Source organism: Protofrankia sp. CiP3 (assembly GCF_917627345.1).
GTDB lineage: Bacteria > Actinomycetota > Actinomycetes > Frankiales > Frankiaceae > Protofrankia.
Genome location: NZ_CAKJTM010000021.1, coordinates 25,925 through 46,302, shown reverse-complemented (window position 1 = coordinate 46,302; position 20,378 = coordinate 25,925). Strand labels below are relative to the sequence as shown.

General features: G+C 68.3%; 19 protein-coding genes. 10 read left to right on the top strand and 9 right to left on the bottom strand.

Annotated elements, in window-relative coordinates; all coding sequences use genetic code 11:
- Nucleotides 1-5: 5 nt before the first annotated feature.
- Together MJ797_RS10710 and MJ797_RS10705 are read left to right on the top strand one after the other, a co-directional pair.
- Nucleotides 6-194 carry a hypothetical protein gene (locus tag MJ797_RS10710; protein WP_239334164.1) on the top strand — a complete coding sequence of 63 codons (189 nt, stop codon included), beginning with the start codon at nucleotides 6-8 and terminating at the stop codon, nucleotides 192-194.
- A 1,013-nt stretch (nucleotides 195-1,207) separates the two neighbouring features.
- Nucleotides 1,208-2,545, top strand: coding sequence for a hypothetical protein (locus MJ797_RS10705; RefSeq protein ID WP_239334163.1), 1,338 nt, complete (start codon nucleotides 1,208-1,210; stop codon nucleotides 2,543-2,545).
- Between the two features lie 201 nt (nucleotides 2,546-2,746).
- Here the strand turns inward: MJ797_RS10705 and MJ797_RS10700 are convergent, their stop codons facing one another.
- From MJ797_RS10700 to MJ797_RS10665, 8 genes are read right to left on the bottom strand one after another with little or no spacing between them, the layout of a single operon-like run.
- Entirely contained in the window at nucleotides 2,747-3,208 is a 462-nt protein-coding gene (locus MJ797_RS10700; protein ID WP_239334162.1) for a metal-sulfur cluster assembly factor, read from the bottom strand.
- Nucleotides 3,205-3,666 carry a Fe-S cluster assembly sulfur transfer protein SufU gene (gene sufU, locus MJ797_RS10695; protein WP_239334161.1) on the bottom strand — a complete coding sequence of 154 codons (462 nt, stop codon included), beginning with the start codon at nucleotides 3,664-3,666 and terminating at the stop codon, nucleotides 3,205-3,207. The genes MJ797_RS10700 and sufU overlap by 4 nt, the downstream gene beginning before the upstream one ends.
- A complete protein-coding gene (locus tag MJ797_RS10690) occupies nucleotides 3,663-4,997 on the bottom strand; it encodes a cysteine desulfurase (protein ID WP_305039698.1) in 1,335 nt (444 codons plus the stop codon). The genes sufU and MJ797_RS10690 overlap by 4 nt, the downstream gene beginning before the upstream one ends.
- Nucleotides 4,994-5,791, bottom strand: coding sequence for a Fe-S cluster assembly ATPase SufC (gene sufC / locus MJ797_RS10685; RefSeq protein WP_239308521.1), 798 nt, complete (start codon nucleotides 5,789-5,791; stop codon nucleotides 4,994-4,996). The genes MJ797_RS10690 and sufC overlap by 4 nt, the downstream gene beginning before the upstream one ends.
- Nucleotides 5,792-5,830: 39 nt before the next feature.
- Nucleotides 5,831-6,148 carry a non-heme iron oxygenase ferredoxin subunit gene (locus MJ797_RS10680; RefSeq protein WP_239334160.1) on the bottom strand — a complete coding sequence of 106 codons (318 nt, stop codon included), beginning with the start codon at nucleotides 6,146-6,148 and terminating at the stop codon, nucleotides 5,831-5,833.
- The gene (sufD, locus tag MJ797_RS10675; protein WP_239334159.1) at nucleotides 6,148-7,398 is read right to left on the bottom strand and encodes a Fe-S cluster assembly protein SufD; all 1,251 of its coding nucleotides are present in this window, start codon (nucleotides 7,396-7,398) and stop codon (nucleotides 6,148-6,150) included. The genes MJ797_RS10680 and sufD overlap by 1 nt, the downstream gene beginning before the upstream one ends.
- Nucleotides 7,398-8,954: a Fe-S cluster assembly protein SufB gene (sufB, locus tag MJ797_RS10670; protein ID WP_239334158.1), complete on the bottom strand. Its 1,557-nt coding sequence runs from the start codon at nucleotides 8,952-8,954 to the stop codon at nucleotides 7,398-7,400. Before sufB ends, sufD begins: the two co-directional genes overlap by 1 nt.
- Nucleotides 8,951-9,709, bottom strand: coding sequence for a metalloregulator ArsR/SmtB family transcription factor (locus tag MJ797_RS10665; protein ID WP_239334157.1), 759 nt, complete (start codon nucleotides 9,707-9,709; stop codon nucleotides 8,951-8,953). The genes sufB and MJ797_RS10665 overlap by 4 nt, the downstream gene beginning before the upstream one ends.
- Nucleotides 9,710-9,991: 282 nt before the next feature.
- On the opposite strand from MJ797_RS10665, the gene MJ797_RS10660 reads away from it, so the two are divergent.
- From MJ797_RS10660 to MJ797_RS10645, 4 genes are all read left to right on the top strand, one after another.
- Nucleotides 9,992-10,618, top strand: coding sequence for a transcriptional regulator (locus tag MJ797_RS10660; protein ID WP_239334156.1), 627 nt, complete (start codon nucleotides 9,992-9,994; stop codon nucleotides 10,616-10,618).
- A gap of 302 nt (nucleotides 10,619-10,920) precedes the next feature.
- Nucleotides 10,921-11,862, top strand: a complete 942-nt coding sequence (locus MJ797_RS10655; protein ID WP_239334155.1) for an ABC transporter ATP-binding protein — start codon at nucleotides 10,921-10,923, stop codon at nucleotides 11,860-11,862.
- Nucleotides 11,863-11,903: 41 nt separating this feature from the next.
- On the top strand, nucleotides 11,904-12,701 hold the full coding sequence (locus MJ797_RS10650) for an ABC transporter permease (RefSeq protein ID WP_239334190.1): 798 nt from the start codon (nucleotides 11,904-11,906) through the stop codon (nucleotides 12,699-12,701).
- A 102-nt stretch (nucleotides 12,702-12,803) separates the two neighbouring features.
- Nucleotides 12,804-13,757: a heme A synthase gene (locus MJ797_RS10645; RefSeq protein ID WP_374581934.1), complete on the top strand. Its 954-nt coding sequence runs from the start codon at nucleotides 12,804-12,806 to the stop codon at nucleotides 13,755-13,757.
- Between the two features lie 272 nt (nucleotides 13,758-14,029).
- Here MJ797_RS10645 and MJ797_RS10640 read toward each other — a convergent pair whose 3' ends face one another.
- Nucleotides 14,030-14,962, bottom strand: a complete 933-nt coding sequence (locus MJ797_RS10640; RefSeq protein WP_239334153.1) for a heme o synthase — start codon at nucleotides 14,960-14,962, stop codon at nucleotides 14,030-14,032.
- Between the two features lie 584 nt (nucleotides 14,963-15,546).
- On the opposite strand from MJ797_RS10640, the gene tal reads away from it, so the two are divergent.
- The 4 genes from tal (at nucleotide 15,547) to pgl (ending at nucleotide 20,256) form a co-directional block, all read left to right on the top strand.
- The gene (gene tal / locus MJ797_RS10635; protein WP_239334152.1) at nucleotides 15,547-16,656 is read left to right on the top strand and encodes a transaldolase; all 1,110 of its coding nucleotides are present in this window, start codon (nucleotides 15,547-15,549) and stop codon (nucleotides 16,654-16,656) included.
- Between the two features lie 152 nt (nucleotides 16,657-16,808).
- On the top strand, nucleotides 16,809-18,341 hold the full coding sequence (gene zwf, locus MJ797_RS10630; RefSeq protein ID WP_239334151.1) for a glucose-6-phosphate dehydrogenase: 1,533 nt from the start codon (nucleotides 16,809-16,811) through the stop codon (nucleotides 18,339-18,341).
- A 107-nt stretch (nucleotides 18,342-18,448) separates the two neighbouring features.
- Nucleotides 18,449-19,480, top strand: a complete 1,032-nt coding sequence (locus MJ797_RS10625) for a glucose-6-phosphate dehydrogenase assembly protein OpcA (protein WP_239334150.1) — start codon at nucleotides 18,449-18,451, stop codon at nucleotides 19,478-19,480.
- The gene (gene pgl / locus MJ797_RS10620; protein WP_239334149.1) at nucleotides 19,480-20,256 is read left to right on the top strand and encodes a 6-phosphogluconolactonase; all 777 of its coding nucleotides are present in this window, start codon (nucleotides 19,480-19,482) and stop codon (nucleotides 20,254-20,256) included. The genes MJ797_RS10625 and pgl overlap by 1 nt, the downstream gene beginning before the upstream one ends.
- The last annotated feature ends 122 nt before the right edge of the window (nucleotides 20,257-20,378 follow it).

The following is a 20,378-nucleotide window of genomic DNA, read 5'->3' as shown; positions in this document are numbered from 1 at the left end:
GATCGATGACTGCTTGTGATCCGGAGTCACTGGCGGAGACTCTGGCCATCCTGTCGGATGCGACGACGGTCCGCAGGCTGGCCGAGTCCGAAGAAGAACTCGCCCGCGGGGAAATCGTCACCGACGAAGAACTTGCTACCGCAATCGCTGCCCGCCAATCCTCATCGCTGTGGCCTTGTGTTGCCACCCATTGATCGGTTTGAATCTGATCCCTCCAGGGATGATTAAAAAAGCGGCGCCATGGTGGGAACCAAGGAACAGCATCCGTTGCAATCCCTCAAGGGATGAATGATGCTGCCCAATCCTAACAGCTGGCCCGTCAAGCGCAGGTGGGCATGGGGTACCAGCGGCCTGCTTATCGATCTTTGAACACGTAGCGGCAGGTAACGCTACGTGGCAGCAGCGGCCATGAGGCGGCCACCGGTTGATCATAATGGTTTGTATAGATCATCAAAGATCTTCCAGCGACCGGGGCCACGGCCCAGACTCCGACCGGTTGCAGCACAACTTTCGATGACCTGGCGGGCCGAATCGCTGGCCGCTTCAGCCAGGTCAAGGCCCAAGCAACGAGCGCGGCCACGCGTACCCGGTCTGACGACGGGCCTGCCACAGGTGGACTGTTCGACGATCGTCGAGCACGCCAAGTGCGCGACCCCGGAGGCAGGTTGCAGCTGTTCGCCCTGCCCGTATGTGATAACGGCAGAGTTCCGTTATCACATGGTCGACCATCTCGGGGGCCCTGACGCGGATCTGGCCGTGGCCGAGACTGGCAACCTGAAGAAGGCACCGCCCTACCTGGGTAGGCAGGGCTGCCAGGGGCTCCGTGAGGGCATGCGCGTAGAGTGGCCGGGTCAGCAAGCATCCCGCTTCCGTAGACAAGTCTCGGGATGCTGTTCGTTGGTAAATGCTTGTTGGATCTTGTCTCGTACCTAGGAGCAGCCGTGTCCACGATCCACGATCTCGAATGGAAGATCGATCGCTTACGTATACATGCCCACCACAGTAAGATCAAAAATTGCTACGAGCGGCGCTGGCGATCTGGTCAGACGCAACGGTCCGCCAGTTTGCCAAGCCCGACAAGGAACTCACCGTTGCGATGGCTGTCCGCAGATAGCGGTAGTCGGCTGATCGAGCCATACCTGTACACTCTGTGGTTCTTGAATACCGTCCGATGTGATAAGTGTTGCTACATCGCCAACGAGGTGCCATGCCCCGCCACCTGAACACAGCCAGCCTTCACAAGACAGATCATGCACGCCGGATGCCGATGGTGGCGGTGGTGGATGCCTGGAACCTGCGGCGCCAGGTTATGGCCTCGTCCGGAAAGCCACGGCACGCGACGGTAGACGGGCTGATCGGCGCGCTGCGTCCATACGGTTTCGAAATAAAGGAAGTCTATTTTTCCCTCGCAACGGAGCCGGCTCAGCGTGGCAACGGCTACAAAAAGCAGAGTACGAGGTTCGAGGACGCCCTGAAAAAAAACCAGGAGGCAAGGGCCCGCTGGGAGCGGGACCCACGAGCGAGAGTCCTCAACGGACGTCTCTCAGACAGAAGCGATGAAGGCAAGATCGATGACGGCCAGCCCGCTGAAAAAATGGTAGATGTCCTTTGCGCAGTGGAAATCTGCCGGCTGGCGGTCGCCATACGGGATGGACTCCACCAGGCTCGCGGCATCATTTCCGTGAGCAGGGACATGGATATCATCCCCGCATATCGCTTTGCAGAAGAAATCGGTGTCCCGGTCTGGGTCGCAGCCCGCGACGGCGTACAGTGGCGACATGATGACCATCGGTGGTTATTGCTGGACGAAGAAGCCCTTGCCGCATCTGTAGATCTTCGCGTCAAACCCCACGGGCACCAACTAAGAATGATCATTGCCCAAACTTGCGTTGCCGACACACTACAAACGATGAACATCGACTACATCGATGAAACGACCCACCGAATCATGCTCAGCGGGCCGGCGGGTTCGCTCGGCAGCATGCCCGCTGATCGCCTGTCCGGCAAGGTACTACGTGGACGGCGAGTAGACCTCTGGCCGGTCGGTGTCGACCTGGGACGAGGACAGAACGACCTCCCGCGGGTGGTTTACGATGTAAGCCGACGCGGCCGGCCGACCGGTCTTGATACCGCCGTTGTAAATCGGTGGTTGGACGAGACCAGTATCGAGGTACGACTCGGTCCGAAGCGCCGAAGGTTACGGGTACCGCCCGGATTCCTGCTTCCGGGTATGAGCGTAATGGTTCATCAGGATGCCAGCACCGGGTTGCGCTACGTCGGATCCCTCGACCCACGGCCAAGCGTGCCCGGGGTGTGGCAGCGCAAAAGCGTGGCAACGGTCCAGGTCACAGAACCGAACGGAAACCTCTCCAGCAGGGGTTTCGTCGAAGCTGACGGGCAGCCCATTGAGCTGAAACACCCGAGACAGGAGAACGTTGAACGCGGCGCGCGGTTTCCCGCTTTTCTCACGAATCCGCGATCAGATCGGGGTTCGTACGGGTCAGCGATGTCGATCGGCTCACGGCTACCTCAACCGCCGACATGAATTTAGGCGAAATCGCCGGGAGCACAGGAGCTACTCCCGGCGATTCCACCCTTGGCGCTCCGGTCTTGTTCCCATAACCATGAACGCCCGATGTCTGAACCGGCCATTACGTCCGGCAGTGTTAGAGCACACGTGCCAACACGCATGCAACCCAAGGGTAACACACCCGGCCGCATCCATCGCACGATGCCGCCGCAGCGGTCAGACGTTGAAGCCGAGGGCCCGCAGTTGCTCACGACCGTCGTCGGTGATCTTGTCGGGACCCCACGGGGGCATCCAGACCCAGTTGATGGTCACGTCATTGACCAGGGCGTCCGGCCCGTCGGTCAGGGCCGAGCGGGTCTGGTCCTCGATCACGTCGGTCAGCGGGCAGGCCGCCGAGGTCAGCGTCATGTCCAGGGTGACCGTGTTGTCGTCGTGGACGTTGATGCCGTACACGAGGCCCAGGTCGACGACGTTGATGCCGAGCTCGGGGTCAACGACGTCGCGCATGGCCTCCTCGACGTCGTCGACGGCGGCCTTGTCCACGGCTGGCCCGGCTGCCTGCCCAGCCGTGTCCGCTTCAGCGGCCTCGACCTCAGCGGCATTGACCTCAGCCGCTTCGACTTCGGCCACAGTCTCGGCCACAGCCGGGTCCTGCGCGGTCACGGTGGTCTCGCTCACCGGTCCACCTCCTGTTCCGGGATGCCGCCCACCGCCTGCGCGGTCGCGTCCTTCCAGGCCATCCACGACAGCAGGGCGCACTTGACCCTGGCCGGGTACTTCGACACGCCCGCGAAGGCGACCGCGTCCTCCAGTACATCCTCGTCCGGCTCGACGGTGCCGCGCGACTGCATCAACGCCAGGAACTCCTGGCCAAGTTCGAGCGCGTCGGTGACGGACCGGCCGATCACGAGGTCGGTCATGACGCTCGCGGACGCCTGGCTGATCGAGCAGCCCTCGCTCTCGTAGGAGACGTCCGCGACCTTGCCGTCGGCCACCTTGACCCGCAGGGTCACCTCGTCCCCGCAGGTCGGGTTGACATGGTGGACCTCGGTGTCGTAAGGCTCACGCAGCCCGCGGTGGTGCGGGTTGCGGTAGTGGTCCAGGATGATCTCCTGGTACATGGAGTCCAGTTTCACGTCCCGAAGAACCTCCGGACATGCCCCAGGCCTTCCACCAGCGCGTCGACCTCACCACGGGTCGAGTACAGGTGGAAGGACGCCCGAGTCGTGGCCGGGACGCCGTAGCGCAGGCAGACCGGGCGGGCGCAGTGGTGTCCCACGCGAACGGCGATACCCCGTTCGTCGAGCAGCTGACCGACGTCGTGGGGGTGCAGCGGCCGGTTGTCGGACCCGGTGAGCACGAACGAGACGGCGCCGCCCCGGTCGACCGCGTCCGGTGGCCCGATGATCCGCAGGCCTGGCACGGTGACCAGCTGGTCGATGGCGTAGGCGGTGATGTCGTGCTCGTGGGCGGCGATCGCGTCCATACCAAGATCTGTAAGGTAGTCGACCGCGGCACCGAGCCCGACCGCCTGAGCGATCATCGGCGTGCCGGCCTCGAACCGGTGCGGTGGCACGGCATACGTCGACGCCTCCATCGTCACCACTTCGATCATCTCGCCGCCACCGAGGAACGGCGGCATCACCGCCAGCAGCTCACCCCGGCCCCACAGCACGCCGATACCGGTCGGCCCGCACATCTTGTGGCCGGTGAAGGCGAGGAAATCCACCCCGAGCGCGGTCACGTCGATCGGCATGTGCGGCACGGACTGGGAGGCGTCCAAGACGGTCAGCGCGCCCACCGCCCGAGCCCGGTCGACCAGCGTCGCCACCGGGTTGACCGTGCCGAGGATGTTCGACTGGTGCACGAACGAGACGACCTTCGTCCGCTCAGTGATCACCTGATCGAGGTCGGTGAGGTCGAGCCGGCCGTCGTCGGTGAGACCGATCCAGCGCAGCGTGGCCCCGGTCCGCCGGCACAGCATCTGCCAGGGCACCAGGTTGGAATGGTGCTCCATCTCGGTGATGACGACCTCGTCGCCCGGACCGAGACGGAACCGCTCCGCCTCGGGGCCGGCGGTGGCGGCATTGCTCATCGCGTAGGCGACGAGGTTCAGCGCCTCGGAGGAGTTCTTGGTGAAGACGACCTCGTCACGCCCGGGCGCGCCGATGAAGGCGGCGACCCGGTCGCGAGCGGACTCGTACAGCGCGGTCGCCTCCTCGGCCAGCACGTGGATGCCGCGGTGGACGTTGGCGTTGTGCAGCTCGTAGTAGTCCCGCTCGGCGTCGAGGACGGCCGTGGGCTTCTGCGAGCTGGCCGCGCTGTCGAGGTAGACCAGCGGCCGGCCGTCGTGGACACGCCGGGCCAGGATCGGGAAGTCCTTGCGGACCTGATCGACGTCGTACCCGCCCCCCGGCTGAGCGGCGGTGCGCCGCGTGGGCGAGGGCATCGCGTCCGTCATCGTCATACCGCCGTCCCGGCCGGCGCAGGCACCTCGGTCGCTTCGGTCGCCTTGACGTACCGGTCGTAGCCGCCGTCCTCCAGGACCGCGGCGAGCTCGGGGCCGCCGGAGTCGACGATGCGCCCGCCAGCCATCACATGGACGAACTCCGGCTTCACATAACGCAGGATACGGGTGTAATGGGTGATCAGAAGAATACCGGTCTCCCCGGCCGCGCGGACGGATTCGATGCCGGCGGAGACGATCCGCAGCGCGTCCACGTCAAGGCCCGAGTCGGTCTCGTCCAAGATAGCGATCTTCGGCTTGAGCAGGGCCATCTGAAGGATTTCGTGACGCTTCTTCTCACCACCGGAAAAACCCTCGTTGACGCTGCGCTCGGCGAATGCCGGGTCCATTTCCAGGGTCGCCATGGACTCACGGACTTCCTTGACCCACGTACGCAGCTTGGGCGCCTCGCCGCGCACGGCTGTCACGGATGAGCGCAGGAAGTTCGACACCGACACGCCGGGCACCTCAACCGGGTACTGCATGGCAAGGAAGACCCCGGCGCGGGCGCGTTCGTCCACGCTCATCGCGAGCACGTCGACCCCGTCCAACGCCACCGAACCGCTGGTGATCGTGTACTTGGGGTGACCGGCGATGGAGTACGCCAGCGTCGACTTGCCGGAGCCGTTCGGCCCCATGATCGCATGGGTCTCGCCGCGGCGGATCGTCAGGTCCACACCGCGCAGGATCTCCCTCCCCTCGGTGGAATCGGTCTCCACCGAGACATGGAGGTTACGGATCTCAAGGGTCGACACTTGATCAGTCTCCTAAAAACCGCTATGTCCTAAAAGCCGCTATGACTGCCCGATGTCGACGAGCACGTCGTCACCGTCGATCTTCACCGGATAGACGGGTACCGGCTCGGTTGCCGGCAGCCCGACGGGCTCACCTGTGGCAAGGTCGAACTGCGAGCCGTGCAGCCAGCATTCGATCCTCGCGTCCTCGACCTCGCCGTGGGAGAGCATCACCTCGGCGTGGGAACACTCGTCGCGGATGGCGTAGACCTGCCCGGCGGCCAGCGCCAGGCACACCGGCTGCCCGCCGACCTCGACGCCGAGCGCGGACTCCTCACTGAGGTCCGACAACGCGCACACACGCTGGAAAACACCCACTAGACGACCCCGTCCAGCTCCGCCTCGACCGCCGCAGTGATCCGTTCCCGGAGAGAGTCGATCTCGATCCGGTCGACGATCTCGGCGAAGAAGCCCCGGACCACCAGCCGTCGCGCCTCGTCCGCCGGGATGCCCCGCGCCATCAGGTAGAACAGCGCCTCGTCGTCGAAACGGCCGGTGGCGCTGGCGTGGCCGGCCCCGACGACCTCACCGGTGGATATCTCCAGGTTCGGCACCGAGTCCGCGCGGGCACCATCGGTGAGGACGAGGTTACGGTTCAGCTCGTAGGTGTCGGTACCCACGGCGTCCGCGCCGATCACCACGTCACCGATCCACACCGCGTGCGCGCCCTCGCCCTGCAACGCGCCCTTGTAGGCGACCCGGCTGCGGCAGGACCGCGGGCTGTGATCAACCAGCAGCCGGTGCTCCTGGTGCTGACCGGCGTCGGTGAAGAACAGCCCGTAGAGTTCGGCATCCCCGCCAGGTCCGGCGTAGGTGACGGTGGGCGACAGGCGGACGAGATCTCCGCCGAGAGTCACCGTGAACGAACGGAACCGGGCGTCCCGGCCGACCCTGGCCGCATGCGCGGCGACGTGCACAGCGCCGGGATCCCAATCCTGGAGCGACACGAAGGTCAGGGACCCGCTGTCACCGATGGACAGTTCGACGTTGCCGGCGAAGACGGCCTGCCCGGTGTGATCGAGCACCACCGTGACCGAGGCGAACGCGCCGACCTCGACCACCAGGTGGCCGTAGGCCGTTCCGCCGGAGCCGTGCAGCCGGACGACCACCGGCGTGTCCGGGGCCGCCTCGGCGGGCACGGTGACGACCACGGCATGCTCGGCCCGGGTCATCGCGAACGCCGACACCCGGTCGGCCGGGGTGAGCACCCGCCCGACGCGGGCGTCATCGGTGCCAACGTGCTCAACCGTCACGCCCGGGGGCGCTTCGACATCCACCGTGAAACTAGCGTCAGCGGCCGGGCCACCGAGCAGGCCGCCGAGCCGGCGCAACGGCGTGAACCGCCACTCCTCCTCGCGGCCGGTCGGTAGCGGATGAACCTGGGGGTCGCGGGAGCGCACCGGACGCGGCCGGCCGTCAGGCCGCCCCGCCGACACCCCCGCCTTCGACCCACCCGGCGAACCGGTCGACGACCCGGGCACCAGCACGGCCGGACCGGCCGGGGAGCCCGCGACGGAACCCGCGGTCGAACCGTCCCGCGAGCCGTTGTGGATGGGAGCGCTCACCATCAGCCGACCGCACCTTCCATCTGCAGCTCGATCAGCCGGTTGAGCTCCAGGGCGTACTCCATCGGCAGTTCACGGGCGATCGGCTCGACGAACCCGCGCACGACCATGGCCATGGCCTCATCCTCGGAGAGCCCGCGGCTCATCAGGTAGAAGAGCTGGTCCTCCCCGACCTTGGACACGGTGGCCTCATGCCCGATGGAGGCGTCGTCCTCCCGGACGTCCACGTACGGGTAGGTGTCGGAACGGCTGATCGTGTCCACCAGCAGGGCGTCACACTTCACCGTCGCCCGCGCGTTGTGCGCGTCGTCCTGGATCTGGACCAGGCCCCGGTAGGATGTCCGGCCGCCGCCACGGGCCACCGACTTGGAAACAATCTTGGATGATGTCCGCGGCGCGGCGTGCACCATCTTCGCGCCGGCGTCCTGGTGCTGGCCGGGACCGGCGAACGCGATCGAGAGCACCTCGCCCTTGGCCTGCTCACCGAGCAGCCACACGGCCGGGTACTTCATTGTCACCTTGGAGCCGATGTTCCCGTCGATCCACTCCATGGTGCCGCCGGCCTGACAGGCCGCCCGCTTGGTGACCAGGTTGTACACGTTGTTCGACCAGTTCTGAATGGTCGTGTACCGACAGCGGGCGTTCTTCTTCACCACGATCTCCACGACCGCCGAATGCAGCGAGTCGGAGGAGTAGATCGGTGCCGTGCAGCCCTCGACGTAGTGCACGTAGGCACCCTCGTCGACGATGATGAGCGTCCGCTCGAACTGGCCCATGTTCTCGGTGTTGATGCGGAAATAGGCCTGGAGCGGAATTTCGACATGCACGCCCGGCGGTACGTAGATGAAAGAACCACCGGACCACACCGCGGTGTTGAGCGCGGCGAACTTGTTGTCCCCGACCGGGATGACCGACCCGAAGTACTCCTGGAAAATCTCCGGATGTTCCCGCAGGCCGGTGTCGGTGTCGAGGAAGACAACACCCTGCTCCTCAAGATCCTCACGAATCTTGTGGTAAACGACTTCACTTTCGTACTGAGCCGCCACGCCGGAGACCAGGCGCTGCTTCTCGGCTTCCGGAATGCCGAGCCTGTCGTAGGTGCTACGGATGTCCGCGGGCAGATCGTCCCAGGTGGCGGCCTGCTTCTCGGTCGACCGGACAAAGTACTTGATATTGTCGAAGTCGATCCCGGACAGGTCCGCGCCCCAGGTCGGCATGGGCTTGCGGCCGAAGAGCTTCAGGCCCTTGAGCCGGAGCTGCGTCATCCACTCCGGTTCGCTCTTCTTGGCCGAGATGCCGAGGACGACCGCCTCCGACAGCCCGCGCTGGGCGGTTGCCGCATACGCATCCGTGTCAGACCAGCCGAACTTATAGGCGCCCAGGCCCTCGAGCGCCTCGGGGACTGCGGCCTCCGGACGCGCGATCTGACGATCGTCGCGCGCCCGTTGGCCCTCCAACACCGCGGGGATTACGGCCTCCGGGCGCGCGATCTGACGATCGTCGCGCGCCCTTTGGCCCTCTGGCCGACTGTCGATCTCGGTCTCGGGAGTTGTGGTCATATGACAGGCCCCTCCGAGGAGGTGGAAGTGACGGGGTTCATTGCGGTAGCCGTACAGCCGGTGGATGTGCCGGTGGACGTACTGGTAGCGGCACCGGGGGCAGGCTCCAGGGGAACATGCGTCGTGCACACCCCGTCGCCGTGCGCGATTGTCGCGAGCCGCTGGACATGGGAGTCGAGCAACCTCGCCAATGCGGCGGTCTCCGCTCCGCAGAGCTCGGGAAATCGCTCCGCGACATGCTGGACCGGGCAGTGGTGCTGGCAGATCTGGACGCCGGTCGGCAGTGACGAGGTACTGGCGGTGTAGCCGGCCGCGGACATGGCCGCCGCCAGCGCCGCCGGCCGGTCCGCCGGATCGGCGTCGGCCACCGCCGGCTTGACACGGCGTTCCAGCTCCGCGGCGCGCGCCTCGGCGAACTCCGCGACACCCTGGTGGCCCGCGACACCGGCGAGGAAACTCAGCGCGCTGGCCGCGAGGTCCTCGTACGCGGTCGGGCCCGCCGCGTGCCCGGCCGCGGTGAGCTGATAGAGCCGGGCTGGACGCCCGCGGCCGCGGGGGCCCGCGGCCCGCGCCGACCGGATCGTGATCGTTTCCTCGGCGAGCATCGCGTCAAGATGCCGGCGGATCGCCGCCGGGGACAGGCCGAGATGGGCGGCGAGGGTGACCGCGGTCGAGGGACCGAGTTCCAGGAGCAGGCGCGCGACACGGTCACGGGTACGGCCGTCGGCCACCGTGCCGCTGGAAGTGTCGGGCATGCTTTTCACAACACCACTGTGCCCTATTTCCCGCCGGGGGTCGAACAAGCCTGCGTGCCGAGTCGGCGCGAGCTGTCGAAATACCTGACCATCGTGGCATCTGACCTGGGCGTGGACCGCGTGATCGAGCCGAGCGTCTGATGCGCCACACCCCTTCCCCGGGCCGCGCCGAAGACGTGACGCGAGGACCCCGGGAGCGCGGACGGGCCGGCGCCCGGCCCCCCGCCAGCACCTTCGGCGATCGAGCTACCACAGGCAGACCACTCCTATCAACATAGGATCATGAATGAGACGGTCGTCTCGCGGGCCAACTCCTGCCAGGCTGCGGCAGGGGGCGAACGGCGTCCCTGGTTCGTTGTAACCCGGACGGAGAGCGTGACCGAGGCCCACTCCGGCGCAAGCAGGGACTACGCCGCGGAGCTGGGGCACCGGCTGCGGGCCACCCGGCACCGACGCGGGATGTCCCTCCTCGACGTCCAGGAGCGGACCAACGGGCGTTGGACGGCAGGCACCCTCGGCGCCTACGAACGCGGCAACCGCGCGCTGCGCGTACATCGCCTGGTGGAACTGGCCGAGCTCTACGACGTAGCCACGATCATGCTTGTCCCGCCGCCGTCGGCCAGGCCCGAGCTGGTACGGCTGCCGCCACTTGCCATCGACCTGCACCGGCTGCGCAAACTGCCGCCGACCCGCACCGGGCCGCTGCGGCGGTGGATCGCGATCATCCAGGTGCTGCGCGCGGAGAGCTCCCGGGACGTGCTGCGCCTGCGGCGGACCGACCTGCGCCCGCTGGCCCGGCTGTACAGCACAACCCCGCTGGTCCTGTACCAGCGCCTGGGCGCGTGGGGCGCGCTCGCGGACCCGAGCCCCGGCCAGCGGCCCCCGTCACCCCGGGGACGGCACGGTTAGCGCGTGTCTGCTGGATGGTGGCCGATGACCGATGAGCGATGGCCGATGTGGGTATCGATCCACGCGGCTGACGGTCCAGCAGACCTGCCCCACGGCGTGTTTCGGGAGTCCGTGTTCCGGAAGCCGTCGTTCGATCGGGAGCCGCGTCCAGGTGGCTTCCGGGACACGCCCTGGCCGCTGCCGCCCGGATCTTCGCTGCCGCCCGGCCCCGCGCGTACCGGTGCCTGCCATTACCTGCACCGATACATGCCGGCCGAGACATGCCGCGCGCCGTGCACGCAGTGGTCCGTAGGATCGCCAGTGTGGCGGAGGATCTGGCAGTCGAGGTTGCCGGCCTGGTCAAGACCTACTGGCCACGTTCCGGCCAACCCGTTCGGGCCGTCAACAACTTGTCACTGAGCGTGGTAGCCGGTTCGGTGACGGCCCTGCTCGGCCCCAACGGCGCGGGCAAGACCACCACCATCGAGATCTGCGAGGGCTTCCGGCACGCGGACGCGGGCCACGTGCGGGTGCTCGGTCTCGATCCCCGGCGCGACGCGGCCGCCCTGCGCCCTCGGGTGGGGGTCATGCTCCAGGCTGGCGGGGTCTACCCGGGTGCCCGGGCCGGCGAAATGCTCGCGCTGCTCGCCGCTCATCACCGCAACCCGCTGGACGTCGGGTCTCTGCTCGAGCGGGTCGGCATGACCGGGGCGGCGCGCACGCCCTACCGGCGCCTGTCCGGCGGCCAGCGCCAGCGGCTGTCCCTGGCGATGGCGCTGGTGGGCCGGCCCGAGCTCGTCTTCCTGGACGAGCCCACTGCCGGCCTGGACGTGCAGGCCCGCCGAGCCACCTGGGAGCTGGTCGAGGAGCTGCGCGTCTGCGGGGTGACGGTGGTGCTCACCACCCACGCCATGGACGAGGCGGAGCGGCTCGCTGACCACGTCGTGATCGTCGACCATGGCGGGATGCTGGCGGCGGGCTCCCCGGCCGAGCTGACCCGCGGCGGCGCCGAGGGGCAGCTGCGGTTCCGGGCGCCCGCGGGTCTCGACATCGACCGCCTCGTGCTGGCCCTCCCGGACGGGACGGTCGCGCAAGAGGAGCCCGCCGGTCGCTACGTCGTGCACGGCACGATCGACCCGCAGCTGCTCGCGGCCGTGACCGCATGGTGCGCGAGCAACGGTGTGCTGGCCGAGGACCTCAGAGTCGAACAGCGCAGCCTGGAGGACGTGTTCGTGGAACTCACCGGCTCGGGGCTGCGGCCGTGACCGGCATGGGCGCCGGTGCCAGCACCGGCGCACCGTCCGAGATGACAGCGGCCGGACAGCTACCGGCCACCCAGCGCCCACTCGATCTTCGCCCGGCGCCTGGCGCCGCGCGCTGGCCGGCCATGCTGCGGGCACAGACGATGATCGAAATCAAGCTGACGCTGCGCCGCGGCGAATCGGTGCTGCTCACCATGATCATTCCAGTTGGCCTGCTGCTGTTCTTCACCGCCGTGGACGTGCTGCCCACCGGTGCGGATGCGCCGGTGGACTTTCTCGTCCCCGGCGTCCTGGCCCTCGCGGTCATGTCGACGGCGTTCACCGGGCAGGCCATCGCGACCGGCTTCGAGCGTTCCTACGGTGTGCTCAAACGGCTCGGGGCCAGCCCCCTGCCACGTGTGATCCTGCTCGCCGGCAAGACGCTGGCCGTGGTCGGCGTAGAGATCATCCAGGTTCTGCTGATAGTCGCCGTGGGCCTCGGCGCCGGCTGGCATCCGCACGGCTCCCCGCTGTCGGTGGCGTTGCTCCTGCTGGTGGCGACGGTGGCCTTCTCGGGCCTCGGGCTGCTCATGGCGGGCACGCTGCGGGCGGAAGCCACCCTGGCCGCGGCCAACGGTGTCTACCTGCTGTTGTTGCTCGTGGGCGGGATCGTCTTCCCGCTCTCCCGGCTGCCTGGCTGGCTGGCGAGCCTGGGCGCGCTGCTGCCCACGGCCGCGGCCTCGGAGGGACTGCGCGCGGTCCTGCGGGGCTCCGCCGGGCTGCCTGTCACGGATCTCGCCGTGTTGCTCGCCTGGGCCATCGGTTCGCTGGCCCTCGCGGCGCGGACCTTCAAATGGGAATGATCTTCTACGGCCGTGGCATGCCCTGCCCGGCTCCCTCGTCCCCACAAACTTCTACAGACGGTAGCATGACCCGCGATGAACGGATCGCGAAGAATACCGACAGTGAGCACCACCGTTTTCAGGCGACTCACCCGGATCTCCGTCGCCTTGCTCGCGCTGATTGTCGTCACCGGCGGCGCGGTCCGGCTGACCGGCTCCGGACTTGGCTGCCCCACCTGGCCCACCTGCGGCGACAATTCGTTCGTCACCCGGCCGGAGTATTCCGCGCACGGCTGGATCGAATTCGGCAACCGCCTGCTGACAGTCGCCGTCGGGCTGGTGATGCTGCTGCTGCCGCTGGTCTCCCTGCGGTTGCGCGACCGTCGCCGCGACCTCGTCATGCTCTCTTTCGGCCTGTGGCTCGGTTTCATCGGCCAGGTGCTGCTCGGCGGGTTGACCGTCCTTTTCAAGTTGCACCCCGCGCTGGTGGCCGGGCACTTCCTGCTGTCGATGCTGCTGCTGGTGGACGTCATCGTGCTGGACCGCCGGGCCGGATCGGGCCCCGGCCCGGCCCGCCCTGTGGGCCGGCCCGAGCTGCGCTGGCTGGCCCGGGTGCTCACCCTGGTCGCCGGTGCCGTGCTGCTGCTCGGCACGGTGGTCACCGGCACCGGCCCGCACAGCGGGGACTCGGCCCAGGCCAGACGCTTCGGGCTCGATATCACCAATGTCGCGCAGCTGCACGCGGACGCGGCGATGGTGCTGGTGGGCCTCATGATCGCAATGGTTCTCGCGGTCCGGCTCGGGGGGGCGCGGGCTGAAGCCGTCCGCGCGACAACCGTGCTCGCCGCCGTCGTGCTGGCCCAGGCCGGCATCGGGTTCACCCAGTACTTCACCGGTGTGCCCGTGGGCTTGGTGGAACTGCACATCGCCGGGGCCACCGCGCTGTGGATGATCACTCTGTGGGTCTGGCTCGCGATGGTCGAACGGCCGGCCCCGGCCCCGGACGCGGCCGCTGGCGCACCAGCGACCGCCGGCGCGCCGGCCGAGCGCGGACCCGACGCGGTACCGGTCGGATAAGAGCGCCCGGCAATAGGGGCGTGGATCAAGGAGCGGGGCTGGGGGTGCGTACACCGCAAGGCGGCGGAGGGAGCCACCCTGGCGTTGGGTGTCGACCGACGACAACGCGGCCGGGCGGGATGCGGGGAGCCGCAAGCCGGACAGCCCTGTCATCGGGCGCTCTAAACATCAGCTTCCGGCAACGGCTGGCAAGCCCCGCCATGCACGGCGAGAACCGCGCCCGCCGGCTCAGGCGGAAGCGCGCGAAACCGCCGCCGACGGCTCGGCTCGGCTCAGGAAGCGGTGAGCGCCGCGGCCGCGACCGCGACGAACAGAAGCGTCAGATAGGTGATCGAAATATGGAACAGCCGCATCGGCTGGATGTCCCCGCCTCGGCGGACCTGGCGAACCAGCCGGTGGGCCTCGAACAGGAACCAGCCACCGAGCGACGCGGCCACCGCCAGATACGGCCATCCCGTGTGGGCGACGGGGACGAGCAGCAGGGAAGCGGCCACCATGGCGTACGAGTAGCCGAGCATCCGTCTGGTCACCACCGCGGCAGACGCGACGACCGGCAGCATGGGGATGCCCGCGGCGGCGTAGTCATCCCGGTACTTGATGGCGAGCGCCCAGAAGTGCGGGGGCGTCCAGAAAAAAATCACGGCGAACAGCAGCACAGCGGGCCAGCCGACCGTCCCTGTCACCGCCGACCAACCGATGAGAACCGGGAAGCACCCGGCCGCACCGCCGATGACGATGTTGGACGGGGTCCGGCGCTTGAGCCCCAGGGTGTAGACGAAGACGTAGAACACGATCGCCCCGTCGGCGAGCAGTGCCGAGACCCAGTTGACCGCAAAACCGAACAGGGCCGTGGCGGTCACCCCGAGCATGATCCCGAACCGCAGCGCCTCCGCCGGCGTGACGCTTGCCCGGACGAGCGGCCGTCGGCGTGTCCGGGCCATCACCTCGTCGATGTCGCGGTCTATGTAGCAGTTGAACGTGTTCGCGCTGCCCGCCGCGAAGGTCCCGCCGACCAGGGTCGCGAGCACCAGCCACAGGGACGGAAGACCACGTTCGGCCAGCAGCATCACCGGTACAGTTGTGATCAACAGCTGTTCGATGATCCGCGGCTTCGTCAGGGCGAAGTAGGAGCGGGCCAGTGCTCCGGCCGGGCGCCGGGACTTCACCGGGCCCGCCGGCCCACCGGGCTCAGGCTGCGCGGGCATGTTCCGCTGCGGCAGGCTGGAAACCGGCGTGGACGCGGCCAAGGCGGACAGGACGACCTCGCGATCGGCGGGAGAGGAAGAGCCACCCGCGCAGGCTCAGGCCCCGCGGCCGGGGCTCACAACATGGTTCTACGACGTGTCGGAGTCTAACTGCCGGATGCCGTGCCCGGCACGCGACCCACCGACAAACACGATCACTATTCGGACGGACACGATCACAATTCCGGGTCACGACCGCGGCACCGGACGCACCTGACCAGCGCCGATACACGATCTTCGATCACCCAAGGCCGCCACCGGCGCACATCAGACGAATAAATTCTCAAACAGAGGTAGCGGAAGGATGGTGTTCTCGCTAACTTTCCCACTCTGCCGCGAGTATCCGGACACTGGGATGAGGCGACCGAGAGAGGGTAGAGCCATCATGGCGGCACGGCGGCGGGGCCTGCGCGACGGTGCCCCGTGAGCAGGCCGCGACCTGCCCGCAGGTGCCGCCGCGGTGGTTGGCGTGGCCGTGCCCCTACGGTGCGGCTCGATAGTGCCAGACCATGTACCAGCGCCCGTGGAGAGGACGTCACACCGCGATGACCGACCCCTTGGCCCAGCTTTCCGCCGCCGGAGTGGCGGTCTGGCTCGACGACATCAGCCGCGACCGCCTACGCACCGGCAACCTCGCCGAGCTGATGCGCACCCGGGCCGTCGTCGGCGTCACCAGCAACCCGACCATCTTCCAGAAGGCGATCAGCGGCGGGTCCGCGTATGACGAGCAGATCCGCGATCTCACCATCCGCGGAGTGGACGTCGGTGAAGCCATCCGGGCGATCACGGCGGCAGACGTCCGCGCCGCCTGTGACGTACTTCGCCCCGCTTATGAGACCAGCGCGGGCGTGGACGGCCGGGTGTCGATCGAGGTGGACCCGCGGCTGGCTCATGACAGCGAACGCACCCTGGCCGAAGCCCGAGCGCTGTGGTGGCTGGTCGACCGGCCGAACCTGTTCATCAAGATCCCGGCCACTCTCGCCGGCCTACCGGCGATCACTGCCACCCTCGCCCAGGGCATCAGCGTCAACGTCACCCTGATCTTCGGGCTGAACCGTTACGAGGCCGTCATGGACGCGTTCATGACCGGCATCGAGCAGGCCCGGCAGGCCGGCCATGACCTGTCCACCCTCGCCTCGGTCGCGTCGTTCTTCGTCAGCCGGGTCGACAGCGAGGTGGACCGCCGGCTGGAAAAAATCGGCACTGAGGGGGCCCGAGCGCTGCGGGGCAGGGCCGCGATCGCCAACGCGCGGCTGGCCTACGAGCGATATGAGCAGGCCTTCGCGACCCCGCGCTGGTCGGCCCTTGCCAAGGCCGGCGCCAAGCCGCAGCGGCCGCTGTGGGCGTCGACATCCACGAAGGACCCGGCGCTGCCGGATACGATCTATGTCAAGGAACTGATTGCCCCGGGCACGGTCAATACAATGCCCGAGGCGACGCTGCACGCCTTCGCCGACCATGGGGTGGTCAGCGGCGACACGGTCAGACCGTACTATGAGGACGCCCGCGCGGTGATGGCCCGCCTGACCGAACTCGGTATCTCCTTCCCCGACGTGGTCGAGGCGCTGGAGCGCGAGGGCGTGGAGAAATTCGAGGATTCCTGGAACCAGCTGCTCACGGCGGTGGAGGGCCAGCTTGACGCCGCCGGCAGCTGACCCGGGGCGAGGCGTCCCGCCAACGGCGGCCGTCGGCTCGGGCGCTCTTTGCGGACCCGCGGCGACAGGTGCCGCCGTCGTTGCCGTCGTTGCCGTCCGGCGACGGTTCTGAACCTGCCCACGATGATTCTGGACGGACAGAGGGGGTTCGGGTGACACCGACGGTGAACACCAACCCACTGCGAGACCCGCGCGACCGCCGCCTGCCGCGGCTGCCTGACCCGTGCGCGCTGGTGGTCTTCGGGGTGACCGGTGACCTGGCCCGCAAGAAGCTCATCCCAGCTGTCTACGATCTGGCGAACCGAGGCCTGCTGCCACCGGGTTTCGTACTCCTCGGGTTCGCCCGGCGCGACTGGACCGACAGCGATTTCGCGGAAATCATCCGGGAGGCCGCGGCGGAGGGAGCGCGGACACCGTTCCGCGAGGAGGTGTGGGAGCGCCTTGCCGCCTCGATAAAGCTCGTCCCCGGATCGTTCAACGACGACCACGCGTTCGACACCCTCGCCCAGACGCTGCTCGACCTCGAGCACACCCATGGGGTCCCGGGGAACGCGGCTTTCTACCTGTCCATCCCACCGTCGGCCTTCCCCGTCGTCCTCAAGCAGATGCAACGCACCGGCATGGCATCCAACGAGGCGTCCGGGGGCTGGCGGCGGGTCGTGGTCGAAAAGCCCTTCGGCCACGACCAGGAGTCGGCCCGCGCGCTCAACGAGCTGGTCGACGAGGTCTTCACCCCCGAGGACGTATTCCGCATCGATCACTATCTGGGCAAGGAGACCGTCCAGAACCTGCTGGCGCTGCGATTCGCCAACACCCTGTTCGAACCGATCTGGAACTCCCACTTCGTGGACTCCGTCCAGATCACCATGGCCGAGGACGTCGGTATCGGCTCACGCGCCGGGTTCTACGACGAAACCGGCGCGGCCCGTGACGTCCTGCAGAATCACCTGCTGCAGCTGTTGGCGCTGACCGCGATGGAAGAGCCGGTGAGCTTCAACGCCGAGGCCATCCGGTACGAGAAGCTCAAGGTGCTGCGGGCGGTCTCGCTGCCGGCTGATTTCGCCGGCTACGCCGTCCGCGGCCAGTACGAACAGGGCTGGCTCGCCGGCCGGCGGGTAAAGGGCTATCTCGAGGAAGACGGCGTCCCCGCGGAGTCCCGGACGGAGACCTACGCCGCCGTCCGGATCGGGATTGAAACCCGCCGGTGGGCTGGTGTGCCCTTCTACCTGCGCACCGGCAAACGGCTGCCACGCCGGGTAACGGAGATCGCCGTGTCGTTCAAACCAGCGCCGCACCTGCCCTTCAACACCACCGACACCACCGAGCTCGGCCACAACCAGCTGGTGGTCCGGGTCCAGCCGGACGAGGGCGTGACGCTGAAATTCGGGTCCAAGGTGCCGGGCTCGGCCATGGAGGTCCGCGATGTCGCCATGGACTTCCTGTTCGGTGAGGCGTTCACCGAGTCGCTGCCCGAGGCCTACGAAAGGCTCATCCTCGACGTGCTTCTCGGGGACGCGACACTGTTCCCGAACAACGCCGAGGTGATCGAATCGTGGCGGGTGATCGACCCGATGGAGGACTACTGGGCGAGGACCGTCCCGTTCCGCTACCGGGCCGGCAGCTGGGGCCCGGCCGCCGCCGACGAGATGCTCGCCCGGGACGGGCGTCGCTGGCGGCGGCCGTGAGGCCGGTGACCGTGATGCCGGTGACCGCGATCGCTCCCCGCCAGCGGCTGGAGCGCCCCGGTGGACTCTGACGGACCGTGGACTCTGAAGGACCAGGGAGGCGACCCATGACAACCCTGTGGGACACGACCGGCTCCGACGTTGTCAGGGCGTTGGCGGCCGAGCGGCGCTCGGCCGGCGCGCTCGCCTTCGGCCTGGCGCTGACCCTGGTGGTCGTGGTGGACGAAAAGCACGTCGGTGTCGCTGAGAGCGCCGCGACCACGGCGGCGGCGGCCCACCCGTGCCGGCTGCTCATCGTCGTCCGGCGCCAGCTGGACGCCGCCAGTTCGCGGCTGGACGCCGAGGTCTCCATCGGGGGGCGGCTCGGGCCGGGTGAGGCTGTGGTCATGCGCATGTTCGGGCGCCTCAGCCTGCACGCGGAGTCGGTGGTCCTGCCGTTGTTGGCACCGGACGCGCCAGTGATCACCTGGTGGCACGGTGTTCCGCCGGACCGCATCGCTTACGATCCGCTCGGGGTTTTCGCCGACCGGCGAGTCACCGACACGTCCGCGGCGGACGATCCCGTCGCCGCGCTGCGCCAGCGGGCGGCGGACTTCGCCCCCGGCGACACCGACCTCGCCTGGACGCGGCTGACCGCCTGGCGGACCCTGATCGCCGCCGCCTTCGAGTCGCTCACCGAGAGGCCGCGGGCGGCCACCATTGCCGGCGGCGACTGCGACCCCAGCGTCTGTCTGCTGTCCGGGTGGCTGTCCGACCGTTTGGGCCTACCGGTCAGCGTGGAGACGAAGTCGCGCCACGGGCTTGCCGAAGTACGTTTTGATCTCAATGACGGCGAACTGACGGTTACCCGGCAGGACTCCCGCACCGCCGTGCTGAAACGGCCCGGCCAGCCCGACCGGGCCGTGCCGCTGGCCGAACGCGGTCTCGGCGATCTGCTGGCCGAGGAGCTGCGCAGGCTTGACCACGACGGGCCCTACGCGGATGCGCTGGCCGCCTGGAGCACGATCAAGGGGCTGGCAGCTCGTTCCCCGGTGCGCGAGCACATCTGGCGCGACCCGATGGCGAGTGGCGTGGACAGCCCAGGCACGACGGGCACGATCACACGGAAGACGGGCACGATCGCGGGGGCGGCGGGCTGATGGGCGCGTCTGCCGAGGTCATCATCCACCCCGACGCGAACCTGCTCGCCGCCGCGACAGCCGCCAGGATGATTATCAGCCTGGCGGACGCGCAGGCCGCCCGCGGCACCGCGTCGGTGGTGCTGACCGGTGGCGGTATCGGCGTGGCGACGCTGCGGGCGGTGCGCGGCAGTCCGGCCGTCCAGACGGTCGACTGGACGCGGGTCGACGTGTGGTGGGGGGACGAGCGGTTCGTTTCCCTCGGCTCGCCCGACCGCAACGACGGCCAGGCACGGGCGGCGCTGCTCGACGCGCTGCCCCTGGACCCGGCTCGGGTCTTCGCGATGAGCGATCCGGACAACGCGGCCGACGCCGACGCGGCCGCGGCCACCTACGCACAACTGCTTGCCGAACACGCCCCGCCGGGTGCGGACATCGCCGCCCCCTCCTTCGACGTGCTGCTGCTCGGCATCGGGCCGGACGGCCACGTAGCGTCGATCTTTCCGGATTCCCCGGCCGTACACGCCACCGCGACGGCCGTCGCCGTCCCCGACTCCCCCAAACCGCCGCAGGTCCGGATCACCCTCACGCTCCCCGCCATCCGGGCGGCCCGTGAGGTCTGGCTGCTCGCCACAGGGGACGCGAAGACCGCCGCGGTGGCGCGGGCGCTCTCGGGCGCGTACCCCCCAGAGATCCCGGCCGCGGGCGCCCAGGGCCGGGAACGGACGCTGTGGCTGCTGGACCGCGCCGCGGCAGCCGAGGTCCCGGCACCGCGCGCCACGGCGCCGGCTCGGTAGGTTGCCGAGACGGCACAAGTCAACCAAGATCACAGAGTTGGCGCCCCAACAGCCGGGGCCGCCGCGGCGCGGGCCGGGCAGTCTCCTGGTGCCGGAGCCACTACAGAGCGCCCGGCACCAGG

What these genes read in the sequence shown, in the direction of transcription:
- MJ797_RS10710 (WP_239334164.1), top strand. Translation starts at nt 6, where the DNA reads ATGACTGCTTGTGATCCGGAGTCACTGGCGGAGACTCTGGCCATCCTG.
- MJ797_RS10705 (WP_239334163.1), top strand. Translation starts at nt 1,208, where the DNA reads ATGCCCCGCCACCTGAACACAGCCAGCCTTCACAAGACAGATCATGCA.
- MJ797_RS10690 (WP_305039698.1), bottom strand. Translation starts at nt 4,997, where the DNA reads ATGACGATGACGGACGCGATGCCCTCGCCCACGCGGCGCACCGCCGCT.
- sufD (WP_239334159.1), bottom strand. Translation starts at nt 7,398, where the DNA reads ATGGTGAGCGCTCCCATCCACAACGGCTCGCGGGACGGTTCGACCGCG.
- sufB (WP_239334158.1), bottom strand. Translation starts at nt 8,954, where the DNA reads ATGACCACAACTCCCGAGACCGAGATCGACAGTCGGCCAGAGGGCCAA.
- MJ797_RS10665 (WP_239334157.1), bottom strand. Translation starts at nt 9,709, where the DNA reads ATGCCCGACACTTCCAGCGGCACGGTGGCCGACGGCCGTACCCGTGAC.
- MJ797_RS10660 (WP_239334156.1), top strand. Translation starts at nt 9,992, where the DNA reads ATGAATGAGACGGTCGTCTCGCGGGCCAACTCCTGCCAGGCTGCGGCA.
- MJ797_RS10650 (WP_239334190.1), top strand. Translation starts at nt 11,904, where the DNA reads ATGACAGCGGCCGGACAGCTACCGGCCACCCAGCGCCCACTCGATCTT.
- MJ797_RS10640 (WP_239334153.1), bottom strand. Translation starts at nt 14,962, where the DNA reads ATGCCCGCGCAGCCTGAGCCCGGTGGGCCGGCGGGCCCGGTGAAGTCC.
- tal (WP_239334152.1), top strand. Translation starts at nt 15,547, where the DNA reads ATGACCGACCCCTTGGCCCAGCTTTCCGCCGCCGGAGTGGCGGTCTGG.
- MJ797_RS10625 (WP_239334150.1), top strand. Translation starts at nt 18,449, where the DNA reads ATGACAACCCTGTGGGACACGACCGGCTCCGACGTTGTCAGGGCGTTG.
- pgl (WP_239334149.1), top strand. Translation starts at nt 19,480, where the DNA reads ATGGGCGCGTCTGCCGAGGTCATCATCCACCCCGACGCGAACCTGCTC.